This window comes from Alteromonas sp. 07-89-2 (assembly GCF_013113925.1).
GTDB classification, from domain to species: domain Bacteria; phylum Pseudomonadota; class Gammaproteobacteria; order Enterobacterales; family Alteromonadaceae; genus Alteromonas; species Alteromonas macleodii.
Genome location: NZ_VTYM01000004.1, coordinates 131877 through 150136 on the forward strand (window position 1 = coordinate 131877; position 18260 = coordinate 150136).

Here is an 18260-nt window from a genome sequence, read left to right on the forward strand (position 1 = left end):
TTCTTTTTTATTTTAGTGAATGTGGAAGAAAATTAATGCGCGTTTGAAGGAAATTGACCTTTAAGCAGCGTTTAAAACGCGTAAGTGGCCATAAATTAATGGCTGAATATTTGAGTGAAATAGTCGGGTATTATATACTACGGCACCAAAATTTTAGGCTGTCCGCAATGTAACTGGCAGTTTTGGCAACTCTTTTGGGCGTAAACCCAAATAAATGACGTTGTTGAAGTTGAAAGTCGATATAAATTACCAAGACCGTGGGGTGATTTATTTGCCAGTTAAATAGAAAGGTTAGTGGCAGCAAATGCAGGCAAACAAGTGAGATCCCAACATGAGTGAACAGATCGAACAGGCGTTAGAAAGAAAGTACGATGCGGGTTTCTATTCAGAAATCGAATCGGAAACGTTTGAAAGCGGCCTGGACGAGTCGGTTATCCGCCGCATATCAGCAATGAAAAACGAGCCTGAATGGATGCTTGAATGGCGTTTGAAGTCTTATCATGCATGGCTAGAAATGGAAGAGCCTGATTGGGCGCATGTCGACTATCCGAAAATCGATTATCAGGCCATTTCTTATTACTCGGCACCAAAGAGTATGAAAGACAAGCCTAAATCGCTAGATGAAGTTGACCCTGAACTACTTCGCACCTACGAAAAGCTGGGTATTCCGCTGCACGAGCAGGAAATGCTGGCAGGCGTTGCGGTAGATGCGGTATTCGACTCGGTATCGGTTGTTACTACGTTCCGCGATAAGCTTGAAGAAGCTGGAGTGATCTTTTGCCCAATTTCTGAAGCGCTTCAGAAGTATCCAGACCTTGTAAAGAAATACATTGGTTCGGTAGTGCCGCGCACAGATAACTATTTTGCTGCGCTTAATAGCGCCGTATTTACTGACGGTTCATTCGTTTATATTCCAAAAGGCACACGTTGCCCAATGGAGCTTTCTACTTATTTCCGTATTAACGAAATGAACACCGGTCAGTTCGAGCGTACCTTGATTGTTGCTGATGAAGGCAGCTATGTAAGCTACCTTGAAGGTTGTACCGCGCCACAGCGAGATGAAAACCAGCTGCATGCGGCAGTGGTTGAGCTAGTGGCAATGGATGACGCGCAAATTAAATACTCAACGGTACAGAATTGGTACCCAGGTGACGAGAACGGTAAAGGCGGTATCTACAACTTCGTGACAAAACGTGGTGTAGCGCATACTAATGCCAAAATCTCGTGGACGCAGGTTGAAACCGGCTCTGCGGTTACGTGGAAGTACCCAAGCTGTGTACTTAAAGGCGACAACAGTGTAGGTGAATTCTACTCAGTAGCGCTAACACGTGGTCGCCAGCAGGCTGATACCGGTACTAAGATGATCCACGTGGGTAAAAATACCAAGTCGACCATCATCTCTAAAGGTATCTCAGCGGGTAACAGCAATAACGCCTATCGCGGGCTGGTTCAAATGGGCCCTCGCGCAGACGGAGCACGTAACTTCACCGAGTGTGACTCGCTACTTATCGGTGACAAATGTGGCGCGCACACATTCCCGTATATCGAAAGCCGCAACCCTTCAGCCATTGTTGAGCACGAAGCAACTACATCGAAGGTGAGCGACGAACAATTATTCCTGTGTCAGCAACGTGGCTTAGACACAGAAAAGGCCGTTTCTATGATTGTTAACGGTTTCTGTAAAGAAGTATTCAAAGAGCTGCCAATGGAATTTGCCGTAGAAGCCGGCAAGCTGCTCGAAATTAGTCTTGAAGGTTCAGTGGGGTAATCAATGCTTAATATCAAGAATTTACATGCCAGCGTGGAAGAGAAAAACATCATTAAAGGTCTTAACCTTGAAGTTAAACCTGGTGAAGTACACGCTATCATGGGCCCCAACGGTGCCGGTAAAAGTACACTAGGCTACGTCCTATCTGGTCGTGATGGTTACGAAGTGAGCGAAGGCGAAGCCACGCTTAACGGTAAAGACCTATTAGAGCTTGAAGTAGAAGAGCGTGCCCGTGAAGGCCTTTTCCTTGCGTTCCAGTACCCAGTTGAAATTCCTGGCGTAAGCAATATGGAATTCATGAAAGAGTCAGTTAACGCTATGCGCGAACAGCGCGGCGAAGAGCCGTTAACTGCTGCTGAGTTTTTAAAGAAAGCAAAAGAAGCGTGCAAGCAAGTACAGCTTCCATTGGATTTCTTGAAGCGAGGTGTAAACGAAGGTTTCTCTGGTGGTGAGAAGAAGCGTAACGAAATCATGCAAATGATTTTGCTAGAGCCAAAGCTTTGTATTCTTGATGAATCAGACTCTGGCCTTGACGTTGACGCACTTCAGGTTGTTGCCGATGGCGTTAACAGCCAGCGCGACGGTGAGCGTAGCTTCATTGTTGTTACCCACTACCAGCGTCTTCTAGACTACATCAAGCCTGACTTTGTTCACATTCTTGCCGATGGCAAAATCGTGAAAAGCGGTGACGCGTCACTAGCGCTAGAAGTAGAGAAGAGCGGATACGCATTCCTAGGTAAAGCGTACGAGGAGGCTGAAGCATGAGTCAATGGCTAGAACAGGTCATTGATGCGGCGCAAATCTCCGATTACCTAGCGCCCGTGCGTCAGCAGGCCTTAGAAAAGTTAAAAGCCGATGGTTGGCCAGCCCGTAGAAACGAAAGCTGGCGTTTTACGCCGCTAACACCCGTTGAAAAGCGTGAAGCTAAGCAAGCGGTTCAGGCAGACAGTTTACCGGTACCCGCTATCGATAACCTAAATGCTGTCGACCTTGTATTTGTAGACGGTGTCTTGGTCACGCAGGTTAACACGCTAGATGTGCCAGCGGGCATGAGCATCACGTCGCTTAATAATGATGATACTGCCACGCAGCAAGCGATCAGCAGTGTATACGGTCAAGTTAAGCCAACCCGTCATATGTTTGGCCTAGTTAACGATGCGCTGTGCCAACACGGTATATTTATTAATGTTGAAGCAGGCGCGAAAATCGACACGCCAGTGCGCATCGTGAACATGGCGTCGCAAAATGTTGATGCTCATACGCGTGTGGTGGTGAAGGTCGCTGAAGGCGCAAGCGCTACGGTTATCGAGCAAGGTTTTGGCGATACTGAAAGTTTAACCACAGCGTTTGCTGAATATGACCTTGCTGATGATGCACATCTAGAACACTATCGTTTTGCTATGTTTACTGGCAAAGCTAAGCAATTAGGCGGCAGCCACTTCAAACTTCATAACCGCACCACGCTTAACAGCACCATGGTGGGCTATGGAAGTGAGCTTTCCCGTTTAGATGTAGACATCCATCACGCCGGCGAATTTGCCAATGCGAAAATGAATGCCATTTATCTTCTGGCGGAAGGCGAGTTATTTGACCTTCACTCCACCATTGAGCACGCGATGCCTAATGGCACAACAGAAGAAAACGCGCGTGGGATTGTAGGCGATAAAGCACGTGCTGTGTTTAATGGTCGCATTCATATTCATCGTGACGCGCAAAAGACCTTGGCTGAACTTAATAACCGCAACTTGTTGCTATCTCGCCGTGGCGTTATCAACACCAAGCCTGAGCTTGAAATTTATGCTGATGACGTAAAATGTGCTCACGGTGCAACGGTTGCTGAAATTGAAGAAGAAGCCTTGTATTACATGCTTACTCGCGGCGTTTCTCGCAGTAAAGCACTGGTAATGCTCAACTTTGGCTTCATTCAAAAGCTTATAAATGACGTGCCCAATGCAGCAGTCCGTGAATGGCTAGCACCAATTTTAAGTGAGCGCTTCGCCCAAATGGAGGTGAAATGAGCTTAGACGTTGCAGCACTTCGTGCCCAGTTTCCTATTTTATCTAAAACGGTAGACGGCAAGCCGTTGGTCTACCTAGATAATGCGGCAACAACACAAAAACCTCAGGCCGTTATCGACGCCTTAGTAGATTTTTACACGGGGACGAATGCAAACGTGCACCGCGGTGCGCACCATTTATCAGATGAAGCCACGCGCCGTTACGAAAATGCACGTACCAGCGTTGCAAAGTTCATTAATGCGAAAGCGCGTGAAGAAGTTATTTGGACGTCGGGCACAACAGAAGCCATCAATATAGTCGCCAATGGTCTTGGACAGCTACTAAGCGAAGGTGACGAAGTGATGGTGACTGAGCTTGAGCACCACGCAAACTTGGTTACTTGGCAACAAGCGTGTCGCCGCTCTGGTGCAACGCTAAATGTGGTGCCTATTTTTGACAGCGGAGAGTTAGACGTAGACGCTTTCGATAGACTGCTGTCTGAAAACACTAAGCTAGTGGCGTTTCCTCACGTATCGAATGCACTAGGTACGGTGAACCCAATTAAACTGCTTACTGAAAAAGCGAAAGCGGTAGGCGCATGGGTGCTGGTTGATGGCGCACAAGGCATTGCTCATGGCGGTGTTGACGTACAAGAGATTGGCTGTGATTTTTATGCATTTTCAGGCCACAAGCTATTCGGTCCAACAGGCATTGGCTGTCTGTGGGGCAAAAAAGAGGTGCTAGAAACCTGGCCTGTTTGGCAGGTAGGCGGCGAGATGATCAAAGACGTGACCTACCATGAAGCCACATGGGGGGCGTTGCCAAATCGCTTAGAAGCTGGCACGCCAAACATCGCAGGTGCCATTGGTATGGGCGCTGCAGTAGATTGGTTTAGTGCCCTTGATGTCAATGCTTTGCATGAACATGAACAAAAGCTGCTTGCCTATGCTACCGAGCAGGCCGAAGCGTTTGACGGTATGCGGATAATCGGTACAGCACCTAACAAGGTAGGCGTGCTGAGCTTTCTACTGGAAGGTGCGCACCCGGCGGACGTGGGTTTCATTCTTGATAGACAAGGCGTTGCGATCCGTACCGGTGATAACTGTGCACAGCCGCTAATGAAGCGCTTTGGAATTCCGGGTACTGCCCGTGCGTCGTTCTCAATTTACAATACGCTTGAAGAAGTAGACAGCCTATTTGCTGCGCTTAAAAAAGCAAAAATGATGTTGGCCTAAGGAGGCATTATGAGTGTTGAAACTTTCGTACCTAGTACAAAACTCATTTCGCTAACTGACAGTGCCGTTAAGCATTTCGAAAGTAAGCTTAAAGACAAGCCTGGTCAGTTAATTCGTTTATCGACAAAAGTAAGCGGCTGTACAGGTTACGCCTATGTGCTTGATTTCGCAGATAGTGCGCAAGCCGACGACGAAATTGTTGAAATTTCGCCAGTACTTAACGTAGCCGTGGCTGCAGATGCCACCGACCTACTGCGTAATACCGAAATTGATTACGTTACAGAAGGTGTGAACGGCGTCATTAAATACAACAACCCGAACGTGGTTGATGAGTGCGGATGCGGTGAAAGCTTTAACGTTGGCTAAGTGCCACGTCAAAGGCCATCAGTGGTAGAACAAAGAGTACTAAGTAGTTTATGAAGCAAAAAATGGTGACCACCGAGCGCGACTGTAAAGCGCGCTTGGTTCCAGCGGGCAATCCTACCGTGATCCCTGAAGGCGAGTTTGTGAATATCACCCAAGAGCTCGGTGGTAACTATACGGTAACGTGGCGTGGCAACATGTACCGCATCGATGGTACTGATGCAGGTGCTATTGGCCGAAAAGCGATGACTCTGAGCTTTGACGCGCCAGAAGACGGAAACATAAGCGAACAGCAAGTGTGGGACGCGTTAGAAACTATCTTTGACCCTGAGATCCCTATCAATCTCGTATCTCTTGGTCTTATCTACAAAGTGGAAATTGATCAAGATACTAGCAGCGTCAATATTGATATGACCCTGACCGCACCAGGCTGCGGCATGGGCCCAGTATTGGTTGGCGACGTTGAATATCGCGTTGCCATGGTTCCCCATGTTAAAAACGTTAACGTAGAGCTTGTATTCGACCCTGCATGGTCCCGTGATATGATGAGTGAAGAAGCACAGCTTGAAGCAGGTCTGTTCTTCTAATCATCCACACAGTGAAATTTAATCACACAATTTTTCAAACAAATTAAGCGGAAATAGCAATGCAACTACCTAGCAGTGACGAAATTATTGATGATTTAGCGTTCTTCGACGATTGGGAACAGCGTTATCAGTACATCATTGATTTAGGGAAATCTATTCCGGGCTTGCCTGAAGATGCTAAAACACCCGAGCGTTTGGTCAAAGGGTGTCAGAGCAGCGTTTGGCTGGTGGAGTCTTACGACGGCAATAAAATCAACTTTGACGTAGACAGCGATGCAGTTATCGTTCAAGGGCTGCTTGCGTTAGTACTTGCCGCTTATAATGACAAAACGCCAACAGATATTTTAGCGTTTGATATCGACGGCTATTTTGAAGCACTAGACCTAGAGCGTCATATAACGCCAACCCGCGGTAATGGCTTACGCGCCATCGTGGGTAAAATTCAAGAATTAGCAAAAGCCAACGCTTAATTTTTTAAGCGTTGGTTTCTTTAAGCCGTTTTAGGGTTTCATAGTAAAGGCAGTGGGGCAGGTGAGTCCTCGATAATTAGTTCTGTGCAAAATAATCTGTACGCTGTCATCATATTGTCATCGCCAACAGGCTAACCTTTCTCTACATTTGCGCATAAAAACAGTACTTTATATCTGATTTGATAAAGGCTCTGGTCAAGCTGCTATTTATTGCCTATAATTCGCGGCCAAAATTTTAAAGATACACACACTATTTGTTTGGAGAGAGAACATGGCTCTTGAGCGTACTTTTTCGATTATCAAGCCTGATGCGGTAGCTAAAAACGTAATCGGTGCAATTTACAACCGTTTCGAATCTGCAGGTCTTCGCATCGTGGCATCTAAGATGATCCACATGAGCAAAGAGCAAGCAGAAGGCTTCTATGCAGAACACAAAGAGCGTCCTTTCTTCGGCGCACTTGTAGACTTCATGACGTCTGGTCCTGTTATGGTTCAAGTACTAGAAGGCGAAAACGCAGTTCTAGCTAACCGTGAAATCATGGGCGCAACTAACCCAGCTGATGCAGCTGCAGGTACACTACGTTCAGACTACGCTGCGTCAATCGACGAAAACGCAGTTCACGGTTCTGACGCACCTGAGTCAGCAGCACGTGAAATTGCTTACTTCTTCTCTGAAGAAGAAATCTGCCCACGTACTCGCTAAGATTACATAGGTAGACAAACGGGGCTATAAGCCCCGTTTTTTGTTTCTGAGCGTCTGAGCACGCTTTATGCCGCTTTGCTCGGCGCTCATTTAGGCAAGCTAAACCACGCTTCTCGCGCATTGCCAAACTTAACGTTTCTCTGCGTTAAATCGGCTTTTTCTCAAATCTCATCTGTGGTAAAATCCGCGCAAATTTTAATCAGCGATTTTCTTTTTCTTAAATGTCGTTCAAGACATAGTCGAATCGCTGGTTTTTACACCGTATTCAGCAGTAAGAGGGGCATCCCTCGAAGGTAAAAGGGTCATTTTATTCATGGCAAAAACTAACTTATTAAACTTAAATCGCGAAGGCTTGCGCAATTTCTTCAAAGAAATGGGCGAGAAACCGTTTCGTGCCGATCAGGTGATGAAATGGATTTACCAGCACGGTATCAGCGATTTCGAGGAAATGAGTAACCTCAATAAAAACCTTCGCGCGATGCTCATTGAAAATTGCGAAATTAAAGCGCCTGAAATTGCATACTTTCAAGAAGCGAGCGACGGCACTATTAAGTTTGCACTTACCCTTGAAGGTGGTCAGGAAGTTGAATCTGTTTGGATCCCAGAAACTGACCGTGCAACGCTTTGCGTGTCATCACAGGTAGGTTGCGCGCTAGAGTGTACTTTCTGTTCAACTGCGCAACAGGGGTTCAACCGTAACCTAAGCGTGAGTGAAATTATTGGTCAGGTGTGGCGTGTAGCTACTTTCCTTGGTCTTTCAAAAGACTCAAGCAAACGCCCTATCACTAACGTAGTAATGATGGGCATGGGTGAGCCACTGCTTAACCTTAAAAACGTTGTACCAGCAATGGATATTATGCTGGATGATTTCGGTTTCGGCCTGTCTAAACGCCGCGTTACGCTAAGTACATCTGGCGTGGTTCCAGCGCTAGATATGTTGGGTGACCAAATAGACGTAGCGTTAGCTATTTCATTACACGCACCCACCGATGAGTTGCGCAACGAGATCGTGCCTATCAATAAGAAGTACAATATCGAAGCCTTCTTAGCAGGCGTACGTCGTTATCTGGCCAAATCTAAAGCGAACCAAGGCCGTGTGACGGTAGAATACGTTATGCTTTCAAACATCAATGACAGCACTGAACAAGCGCACCAGTTGGCAAAGGTATTGAAAGACACACCTAGTAAAATAAACTTAATACCATTTAACCCTTACCCGGGTTCGCCTTATACATGTTCAAGCAATTCGCGTATTGATAGATTCGCAAAAGTGCTTATGGAATATGGGTTTACAACCGTTGTGCGTAAAACGCGAGGTGATGATATCGACGCAGCATGCGGTCAATTAGTGGGTGATGTGGTAGACAGAACGAAAAGAATGTTAAAAAAACAGGTGAAGGGCGAAGCAATTTCAGTAAAAATGGCCCAATAATCATTAAGATATTAGGGTAAGACTATGGTTGCGGGATTGCGAACTTCACTTAAAATTGGCTTTTTAAGCGCGATTATTTTCACTTCTGGCTGTGTCAGTAATAGCCAGTCAGGGTTGTATGGCGGTAACTTCGATCACGAAGAAGCCGCCAAAACACGCATGTCCCTTGGTCTTACCTACCTTCAAAATAACAACTACACGCAGGCAAAAAAGAACCTCGATAAAGCGCTTGAGTTTAATCCACGCTCTGCAGACGTTCAGTTCGCTATGGCATATTACTATCAGCTGGTGGGCGATAACCTTCGAGCGGAAGAGTACTATGAAACTGCTATCGACCTAGCGCCTAATAATGGCGATATTGCCAACAGTTATGGCGCGTTTAAGTGCCAAAACGGCGAATACGAAAAAGCCAAAGCGTATTTCTTTGATGCTATAAATAACAGGCTTTACGCTAACGCAGCGCAAACCTACGAGAACTTGGCTTTGTGCGCGCAAAGTCAAGGTAAGCTAGATGAAGCGATCGGCTATTTTCAAGACGCATTAAAACATCAGCCTGCCAGGGGCAAAAGCCTATTCTTACTCAGTGAACTTTACACGGTTTCAGAACAATGGGAACTGGCTGAATCTACGTTACGAAAATACGAACGTGTTGCCAAAGTTACGCCTGATTCATTGTGGTTAGCTTATGAAATAGCCAAAGGGAAAGGGGACCTAGAGACTGCAAAGGGTTATGGCGAAATGATGATGTCATTGTTCCCTGAAAGTGAGCTTACTAAACGTTACTTAGTGCAACGTGAAAGTATGCAAAACAAAGTGGTTAAAACCGTCAAATCTACACAGCCAAACGATTCTGAAACACAAATAAGCGAAAACCAAGCAAATACCGGTGGGCTTGCACAATCATCATCAAACGATAAAGAAAATGAAAAGAGCGTCGCCCAAGACAACGACGCTCAGCGTCAATCTCAGAGCAATAACACCGATAACGCTCCTACAGCTACAGCAAACACACCAGAAAAAGCACAAAATACTGAATTATCTGTGCAAAGTGATAAATTCCATGTAGTAAAAGAAGGTGAAAACTTATATCGTATTTCTTTATTGCACAATATCAAAATGGCAACACTGCAAGAGTGGAATAACCTTGAAAATACTGGCGCTATTATTGCTGGTCAGACGCTTTGGTTAGTACCACCGAGTATGCAGGAGGAATAAGGTTTAATGGTGTCGGAAGAAAAAGCGAATCAAGAAGTTACTTCGCAACAACAAGAAAACACGCCAAGTCCAGGGGCAATGCTAAAAGCGCGCCGTGAAACGCTAGGTTTGTCTCAACAAGATATTGCTGATAAATTATTTTTGAAAGCCAAACAAATCAATGATTTAGAAAATGATGTCATTGATGAAAAGTCTTCGGTGACTTTTACAAAAGGATACGTGAGAAATTATGCCAAGCAATTAGGCATGAATTCTCAAGAAGTTATTGAGGCATTCGAACGCTTCCACAATCAAACATCTGTGCCATCTTCCGAGAAATTACAGAGCTTTTCAAAGCGTGTCGCAAAACAGACACACGATGACAGGTGGATGATGGTAACTTATGTTATTTTACTTCTTATCATTGCCGCCGTTGTCGTGTGGTGGTATCAACAGCCTAGTGACGACACGGTAGCTGAACTGCCACTTAGTGAGGCTGTTAAGCGAGAAGCCGCTAATACGCCTGTCCCATCGGCGGGCACAGATACCGACAATATTACTACTGACGCCTCGTCGTCGCAGGGTGATACGGCTGGAAACAATCAGCTAGACACGGGCGTGAGCGATAGTACAAGCTCAGAAACCAGCGGTGCGTTCAGCGACCAAGATAGCGGTTTTAACCAAGACGGTAGTTTGAATGATGGTGCAATCTCAGCACCCGATACAGAGGTAAATGATAGCAATAACCTAACCGCTCTGGTTAATTCTGCGAGTAGTAACGAACCCCAACCCCAACCCCACCTTAATGTGAATAGTCAGTCTGATGCAGCGCCAATTACTATGGTTTTCACTTTCGACGATGACTGTTGGGTTAATATAAAAGACGCGTCTGGAGAAGCTATTGCCTATGGGGTAAAGCTAAAAGGACGAGTTATGGAAATTCAAGGCGTTCCTCCTGTTGAAGTTACGCTCGGTGCACCGGATAATGTGCGCATATCAGTTAACGGCGAGTCTGTTGATATTTCTTCATACCAAAACGGTAAAACAGCTCGCTTCGCACTTCCTTTATAGGTAATTAGATGTTTGCAGAAAGCCCTATTAAGCGCAGAAAGTCTACGCGTATTAATGTAGGTAACGTCCCTATTGGTGATGGCGCTCCCATTGCTGTTCAATCTATGACGAATACGCGGACCACAGATGTGGCAGCGACCGTCGATCAAATAAACCGTATTGTTGCAGTGGGTGGCGAGATCGTTCGAGTATCTGTGCCCACGATGGAAGCGGCTGAAGCATTCAAAGAAATTAAAAAGCAGGTGAGTGTGCCACTCGTTGCAGACATTCATTTTGACTACCGTATCGCACTTAAGGTTGCTGAATACGGCGTAGATTGTCTGCGCATTAACCCAGGTAACATAGGTAATATGGAGCGTGTGCGCTCTGTGGTCGATTGTGCAAAAGACAAAAATATTCCTATCCGCATTGGTGTGAACGGTGGCTCGTTAGAAAAAGACTTACAAGAGAAGTACGGTGAGCCAACGCCAGAAGCGCTGGTTGAATCTGCAATGCGTCATGTGGATATTCTCGACAAACTTAACTTTGATCAATTCAAAGTCAGCGTTAAAGCGTCAGATGTTTTCTTAGCTGTTGGCGCCTATCGTTTATTGGCACAAAAAATAGACCAGCCGCTTCACTTAGGTATTACCGAAGCCGGTGGTCAGCGCGCCGGCGCTGTGAAGAGTGCAGTTGGCTTAGGTATGCTATTGGCTGAAGGTATTGGTGATACGTTGCGCGTATCGTTAGCCGCTGACCCGGTGGAAGAAATTAAGGTCGGCTTTGATATTCTAAAGTCACTGCGAATTCGTTCGCGCGGTATAAACTTTATTGCTTGCCCGAGTTGTTCACGACAAGAGTTCGATGTAATCGGCACAGTGAATGCTCTTGAGCAGCGATTGGAAGATATTCTTACGCCAATGGATGTCTCTATCATCGGTTGCGTGGTTAACGGCCCAGGTGAAGCAGAAGTATCTGATTTGGGCCTTACTGGCGCACGTAACATGAGCGGCCTTTACGAAGACGGTAAGCGCGTTAAAGAACGTCTTCCTAACGACGATCTTGTGGATAAGCTTGAAGCTAAGATTCGCGCCAAAGCATCGCGTATGAGTGAACAAAATAAAATTCAGGTCTCGGTTAAAGACTGAGACATTTTTTGTTCATTGTTGTTTATTCCCAAAGCCCCTATAATGCGGGGCTTTTCACTATTTAGCAGTATGAGAATTTCACGTGGCTAAGACTATTCAGGCAATTCGAGGCATGAATGACTGCCTACCGGAGATTTCCGGTACATGGCAGAAGGTAGAATCTGTACTTCGTCAGGTTGTGGCGAGTTATGGTTACCAAGAAATACGTACTCCCATCGTTGAAAGCACCGACTTGTTCAAGCGCTCTATCGGTGAAGTTACCGATATCGTTGAAAAAGAAATGTATACCTTCGAAGATAGAAATGGCGACAGCTTAACGCTGCGTCCAGAAGGTACGGCAAGTTGCGTGCGCGCAGGAAACGAGCACGGCTTATTATACAACCAGCAGCAACGCCTGTGGTACATGGGGCCGATGTTCCGTCATGAACGTCCACAAAAAGGGCGTTATCGTCAGTTCCATCAGTTCGGTGTAGAGACCTACGGTATGGACGGTCCTGACATCGACTTAGAAATGATTCTTCTTAGTGCACGCTTTTGGAAAGCTTTTGGTATTGAGCAACACGTCAAACTTCAAATAAATACGTTAGGTTCAAATGAAGCGCGTGCTGCATATCGCGATACGCTGGTTGATTTCCTAAAACAGCGTGCAGACCAACTCGACGAAGATTCCCTGCGACGACTTGAAACGAATCCACTTCGTGTACTCGATTCAAAGAACCCTGATGTTCAAGCTGCGATTGCCGATGCGCCAGCGCTAATCGATCATCTTGATGAAGAATCTAAAGTACATTTTGAAACCTTGTGTTCGCGCTTAACGCAAGCAGGTATTGAGTTTGAAATTAATCCTCGTCTAGTGCGCGGATTAGATTACTACAACCGTACCGTGTTTGAGTGGGTAACAGACAGCCTGGGAGCCCAGGGTACAGTGTGTGCCGGTGGTCGATACGATGGTTTGGTAGAGCAACTCGGGGGCAAAGCAACGCCTGCAGTTGGTTTTGCTATGGGCATTGAACGTTTGGTACTGTTGCTAACCACATTAACCGAAGAAGGTCAGGACTCGAGCTTCGCAGATGTTTACGTAACAGCAATGGGCGAAGAGGCACAGTCATACGCTATTGAGGTAGCAGAACATCTTCGAAATACGCTTCCTAATACACGCATAATGATGCACTGTGGCGGCGGCAACTTTAAAAAACAACTAAAGCGTGCAGATAAAACAGGTGCACGTTTAGCGCTGCTTTTAGGTAATGACGAAATGCAGTCTCGCGAAGTAGGTGTTAAACCACTACGCGATGGTCAAGAACAAGTTACAGTCAGCTTCGATACCTTATCTGATAAGGTTGCAGAGATGCTGAGCGCAAAATAAAAAGAGGACATCATGGAACAGTTCGCAACAGAAGAACAACAAGTAGAAGCGATTAAACGTTTTTGGAAAGAGCACGGTACTGCAATTATTGTGGGTGCAGCGCTTGGTCTAGGTGGCCTTTGGGGCTGGAGAGCGTATTCAGAAGCGCAAATTGAAACTAAAGAAGCGGCATCGGTTGCCTATCAAAATGCCGTAGAAACATTCGGTACAGAAGGCAGCGACGCAAAAGTTAAAGCTTTTATCGAAGATAATAAAGACAGTGGTTATGCGAGCATTGCCAGCCTTCTTGCTGCTAAGCAAGCGGTAGATGCTGGTGATTTAGACGCTGCTGCTTCTCACCTAAATAGCGTAGTAACCTTTGCCGAAAATGATGAATTGAAAGTACTTGCCTCACTTCGTTTGTCGCGTGTGCAAATTGAAATGAACCAGCTGGACGCGGCGTTGTCTACGCTTAGCAATGTAACAAATGACGCATTTTCAGCAGAAGTTTCTGAATTAAAAGGCGATGTGTATCAAAAACAAGGCAAGTTTGATGATGCTCGCTTAGCTTATTCAAATGCGTTAGAAAAAAATGCCAACAATCCGCTTTTACAAATGAAGTTAGATAACCTATCGGTATCTGCTGCGCAATAAGCGAAAGCCTTGGGGCTGGTATAAATAATAAAGAGGTACGCAATTTGTTTCACAACACGTGTGGCCGTAAAGGTCGATTTGCTCGCACGATAGGTATGGCACTCGCGGTGTCTATCACAATGTCTGGCTGCTCAACTATTTCAGACTGGTTTGCAGATGACGAAGAATTAGAAATTCGTCGTTTAAAGCCTATTGAGGCTAAATTCACACCTAAATTAGTGTGGGATCGCGATATTGGTGATGGCGTTAATCATTACTTCTCTCGTCTTCGTCCTGTTTATGCCTATGACAAGCTTTATGCTGCCGATCGCCATGGCGCCGTTGTCGCGATGGACCCTGAGTCGGGTAAAGTGTTGTGGGAGAAAGATTTCGCACAGTTTCGCTCTGAGGGCATGCTAAGCTCAGTCACTAATTTGTGGCGTAGCGGTGAGACTGCTCGTATTGGTGGTATCGCCGTAGCAGACAGACATGTATTCATTGGTACAGAAAACGGCTATGTAGCTGCAATGGATGCAGAAACTGGAGAGTTGGTTTGGGATGCGTCTGTTCCCGGTGAGATTTTAGCGGCTCCGGCAGCTGATGAAGGTATCTTAGTGGTTAACACGGGTGCTGGTAGCTTATTTGGTTTCAATACCCGCACTGGTGAACAGTTGTGGAGACACGAAGGTGATACTCCTCCGCTAACATTACGTGGTATTTCTGGCCCAATCGCATCTAACGGTGGTGCTATCATCGGCACTCCTACAGGTAAAATTCAGGTTAATCTTATCGAAACAGGCGTACTTGCGTGGGAAACGGTAATTGCAACGCCTTCTGGTGCAACAGAGTTAGAGCGTATTGTTGATATCGACACAACGCCTGTTTTATTTGGCGGCACGGTTTATACGGTTTCTTACAACGGAACATTAGCTGCTGTAGAGTTACGTTCAGGTCGTGTAATTTGGAAACGTGAATATGCATCGTTTCGCAATTTGAATATCGACGGCAATAAAATTTTTGTTGTAGACAACAACTCTAACGTTTATGCCCTTGATAGACGAAACGGCGTAGAGCTTTGGTCTCAAGGTTCACTTAAGCATCGCTCATTAACGGCTGCTACTCCAGTAGGCGACCATGTGGTTGTTGGTGACAACTGGGGCTTTCTACACTGGATTGAACAAGAAACAGGTGAAGTTGTTGCACGCCTAGATGTTGGCGGCGATGACGAAGATGATTCAATCTATGCTGCGCCGTTGAAGGTTGATGATAAGATTATAGCGGTAACACGTAATGGCGTAATAGCGTCGGTGCAAGTTCCAAAGTAACAGGGACGTTTCGCTAATATTTAAACAGAAAAGGTGCTTAAAGCGCCTTTTTTTATACCCCGCGGTTTTTTCGAGCCTAAACTTGGCAATTATCAATGGGTAGACGGTTTCTCTTCGTGTTATTGAACGCCATTGGTATTAGGTAATGAACAAGGTATAATGCGCCCATTCTCAAAAGCCTCATAGTAATTCACCTCTCGTTAGAGAATACAGCTCCCGAACGTTAGTTGTAATAAATGGTGTATGCGGCTTGTGCTTTTTTAGCTTTCATGACCCCTAGGATCTGATAAATGTTACCCGTTGTTGCTTTGGTTGGCCGCCCTAATGTTGGTAAGTCAACCTTGTTTAATCGCCTTACAAATACCCGTGATGCACTAGTTGCTGACTATCCGGGGCTAACTCGCGACCGTAAATACGGCCAAGCGAAATTTGAAAAGCGCCAGTTCATAGTAGTGGATACCGGCGGTATTACGGGCGATGAAGAGGGCATTGATGCTGAAATGGCACAACAGTCTTTGTTAGCTATAGAAGAGGCTGATGTCGTATTGTTTTTGGTTGACGCTAGAGCAGGTATGTTGCCAGCCGACCAAGGTATTGCTGATCATCTTCGACGCATAAACAAAAAAGTGTTTGTTGTGGCGAACAAGGTAGATGGAATTGACGGCGATAGCGAAAGTGCGGAATTTTATTCCTTAGGCTTAGGTGATATTAAGCAAATTGCTGCGGCGCACGGTCGTGGTGTTAGCCAATTGCTGCAGGACGCCTTAAAGCCACTTGAATCTGATTTCCCGGACATGGAAATTGTCGATGAGGAGCCTGAAGAAGAAGAGGATGCTGAAACGCAGCGTCAACGCCTTCAAGAGTTACCTATCAAACTTGCTATCGTAGGTAAGCCCAATGTGGGTAAGTCGACACTGACAAACCGCATTTTAGGTGAAGAGCGCGTGGTGGTATTCGACATGCCAGGCACCACCCGTGACAGCGTGTATATTCCAATGGAAAGGGATGAGCGTGAATATATCCTAATAGATACCGCGGGCGTGAGAAAGCGCAAGAAAATTAGTGAAGCCGTAGAGAAGTTCTCTATTGTTAAAACTCTTCAGGCAATTGAAGAAGCTAACGTAGTGCTATTGGTCATTGATGCCAGAGAAGGTATTACCGACCAAGATCTTAGCTTATTAGGTTTTGTCCTTAATTCAGGACGTTCATTAGTTGTTGCTGTAAACAAATGGGACGGATTAAGTACCGACGTGAAAGACGACATAAAGCGCGAGATGGACCGTCGTTTAGGCTTTATCGACTTCGCACGAATTCATTTTATTTCTGCGCTTCATGGTTCGGGTGTTGGTAATTTATTTGAGTCTGTACAAGAAGCCTATATGAGCGCGACCAAGCGTATTAATACCGCGCTGCTTACACAAATTATGGAAATGGCTCAGGATGACCATCAACCTCCGCTGGTGCGTGGTCGCCGAGTTAAAATGAAGTATGCTCACGCAGGCGGTTACAACCCACCGGTTATTGTTATCCACGGTAATCAAGTGGATGACTTACCAAGCTCTTATAAGCGTTTCTTGATGAACTATTTCAGAAAAGCGCTAGAAATTATGGGCACGCCGATCAAGATAGAATTCAGAGAAGGCAATAACCCGTTTGAAGGTAAAAAGGCTAATTTGACCTTGGCGCAGCAACGCAAGCGCCGTCGTATGATGTCTTATTACAAAGATAAAAAGTAGCCTTGTTAAGTACATCGCTGCGCTCATAAGCGTAGTGATGTACAAGTCCGCTATTAAAAAAAGTAGTAATGTCTCTTTCTTACCACGTTAGCTTTTGCAGCGTTAACATTCCCAAGTCCCTATAGCGTTATCAGCATACTGCATGCATTAAATCAGCCTACCTAAGTTCCAACCTCTTTTGCTGGTTTTGCAAAAGCATCAGCCGTGCCAAATTGTAATCTTTCGGTCATAATTACAACTAAAGTGTAATATTTTCTATCAGAAAATAATTTTTAGCTTTCGTTACATAACCTTAAATTTTGTTAACCCATGCTACATGCGGTATTGCACATATATTAATCTATGGTTTCTTTCTTGCAATCACAGGGAGCCCCTTCGACCGTCGGGGTATTTCTAACCATATGAGCAGGATGAATTTATGAATAAGCGAATTATTGCCGCTGCCATCATCGCAGCGACTACAATGCCAATAAAAGCAGCAATTATTACGCAAGAAGTATCCTTTGGTGAACAAGGAAGTCCTTTCGACGTGGCAGAAGTATCGCCGCTATCGGAAAGTGTGTTTATTGACGCATTTGATCAAACACTGGGTACATTGAACGCTGTAAATATAACGGTCTATGGACAGATCGACAGCGAAGGAAGATCAGTTAATGGAAGCTCTGAAGCAGGTCGCACTGACGTAGATATCTTTCTAGCGTCGAACTGGCAAGTATCCAGTAGTGTAGCTGACACATTCGTATTTGAACAAGCAAATTTCGTTAATCCCCTTGTCTCTGCACAAAGCTCACCAGAGGGGACATTCACAATGATTCCAGGTGAAGATTCTGCCGAATTTGAGTTTGATGTGACAACAGGCGAACGGTCAGGGATGTTAGCAAACGTAGACTTGTCGGCCTTTCTAGCTGGAACACCAATCGAATTCTTGTTTTCAACGGATGCGAGAACGAACTTATTTAATCAAGTTGACGGGGGAACGGGTAGCTTTACAAATGAATTCTCAACGGGTTCTTGGGGTAAAGTATTCGTAGAGTTCGATTACGCCCCGACAGCCACTAGTGTTTCTGAGCCAGCGGCATTTAGCTTATTTGGTGCAGGGCTTTTGTTCTTATTATCAAACAGAAGAAAATTAATCAAAAAATGAGTGTAACGTCTATCGATTATTACAATTTCGACCGTTTATAATCCAGACAAAGGAAGAATGATGTCAGTGGAAAAATTACACTCAGCGAAGCAATCGCTTCAAAAAGACCAGGTTTATAATTGGTTTGATA

General features: G+C 45.4%; 17 protein-coding genes. All 17 read left to right on the forward strand.

The features are described 5' to 3' along the window. Positions 1-331: 331 nt before the first annotated feature. Positions 332-1768 (forward strand): Fe-S cluster assembly protein SufB, encoded by a 1437-nt coding sequence (sufB, locus tag F0261_RS04445; RefSeq protein WP_014979832.1) that lies wholly within the window; start codon positions 332-334, stop codon positions 1766-1768. Positions 1769-1771: 3 nt separating this feature from the next. Next, positions 1772-2533, forward strand: coding sequence for a Fe-S cluster assembly ATPase SufC (gene sufC / locus F0261_RS04450; RefSeq protein ID WP_171337324.1), 762 nt, complete (start codon positions 1772-1774; stop codon positions 2531-2533). Then, positions 2530-3786 (forward strand): Fe-S cluster assembly protein SufD, encoded by a 1257-nt coding sequence (gene sufD / locus F0261_RS04455; RefSeq protein WP_171337325.1) that lies wholly within the window; start codon positions 2530-2532, stop codon positions 3784-3786. The genes sufC and sufD overlap by 4 nt, the downstream gene beginning before the upstream one ends. Continuing rightward, positions 3783-5000 (forward strand): aminotransferase class V-fold PLP-dependent enzyme, encoded by a 1218-nt coding sequence (locus F0261_RS04460; RefSeq protein WP_171337326.1) that lies wholly within the window; start codon positions 3783-3785, stop codon positions 4998-5000. Before sufD ends, F0261_RS04460 begins: the two co-directional genes overlap by 4 nt. A gap of 9 nt (positions 5001-5009) precedes the next feature. Continuing rightward, entirely contained in the window at positions 5010-5366 is a 357-nt protein-coding gene (locus F0261_RS04465; protein WP_014979828.1) for an iron-sulfur cluster assembly accessory protein, read from the forward strand. Positions 5367-5416: 50 nt separating this feature from the next. After that, positions 5417-5950, forward strand: coding sequence for a putative Fe-S cluster assembly protein SufT (sufT, locus tag F0261_RS04470; protein WP_014977033.1), 534 nt, complete (start codon positions 5417-5419; stop codon positions 5948-5950). A 59-nt stretch (positions 5951-6009) separates the two neighbouring features. Then, complete coding sequence (locus F0261_RS04475; protein ID WP_014950170.1) at positions 6010-6420, forward strand: SufE family protein; 411 nt, start codon at positions 6010-6012, stop codon at positions 6418-6420. Positions 6421-6691: 271 nt separating this feature from the next. Continuing rightward, entirely contained in the window at positions 6692-7123 is a 432-nt protein-coding gene (gene ndk / locus F0261_RS04480; RefSeq protein ID WP_012519000.1) for a nucleoside-diphosphate kinase, read from the forward strand. 313 nt (positions 7124-7436) lie between these two features. Continuing rightward, positions 7437-8555, forward strand: coding sequence for a bifunctional tRNA (adenosine(37)-C2)-methyltransferase TrmG/ribosomal RNA large subunit methyltransferase RlmN (locus tag F0261_RS04485; protein ID WP_014977032.1), 1119 nt, complete (start codon positions 7437-7439; stop codon positions 8553-8555). 24 nt (positions 8556-8579) lie between these two features. After that, positions 8580-9770 carry a type IV pilus biogenesis/stability protein PilW gene (gene pilW / locus F0261_RS04490; protein ID WP_014979827.1) on the forward strand — a complete coding sequence of 397 codons (1191 nt, stop codon included), beginning with the start codon at positions 8580-8582 and terminating at the stop codon, positions 9768-9770. A gap of 6 nt (positions 9771-9776) precedes the next feature. Next, a complete protein-coding gene (locus tag F0261_RS04495) occupies positions 9777-10820 on the forward strand; it encodes a RodZ domain-containing protein (RefSeq protein WP_171337327.1) in 1044 nt (347 codons plus the stop codon). Between the two features lie 8 nt (positions 10821-10828). Continuing rightward, positions 10829-11947 carry a flavodoxin-dependent (E)-4-hydroxy-3-methylbut-2-enyl-diphosphate synthase gene (ispG, locus tag F0261_RS04500; protein WP_014950167.1) on the forward strand — a complete coding sequence of 373 codons (1119 nt, stop codon included), beginning with the start codon at positions 10829-10831 and terminating at the stop codon, positions 11945-11947. An 82-nt stretch (positions 11948-12029) separates the two neighbouring features. Continuing rightward, entirely contained in the window at positions 12030-13313 is a 1284-nt protein-coding gene (gene hisS, locus F0261_RS04505; protein ID WP_171337328.1) for a histidine--tRNA ligase, read from the forward strand. A gap of 12 nt (positions 13314-13325) precedes the next feature. Then, positions 13326-13946 carry a tetratricopeptide repeat protein gene (locus tag F0261_RS04510; RefSeq protein WP_171337329.1) on the forward strand — a complete coding sequence of 207 codons (621 nt, stop codon included), beginning with the start codon at positions 13326-13328 and terminating at the stop codon, positions 13944-13946. A gap of 44 nt (positions 13947-13990) precedes the next feature. Beyond that, positions 13991-15250: an outer membrane protein assembly factor BamB gene (bamB, locus tag F0261_RS04515; protein WP_014950164.1), complete on the forward strand. Its 1260-nt coding sequence runs from the start codon at positions 13991-13993 to the stop codon at positions 15248-15250. Between the two features lie 290 nt (positions 15251-15540). Next, entirely contained in the window at positions 15541-16986 is a 1446-nt protein-coding gene (gene der / locus F0261_RS04520) for a ribosome biogenesis GTPase Der (protein WP_014979823.1), read from the forward strand. Positions 16987-17404: 418 nt separating this feature from the next. Beyond that, on the forward strand, positions 17405-18130 hold the full coding sequence (locus tag F0261_RS04525; protein WP_171337330.1) for a choice-of-anchor E domain-containing protein: 726 nt from the start codon (positions 17405-17407) through the stop codon (positions 18128-18130). Positions 18131-18260: the final 130 nt, after the last annotated feature.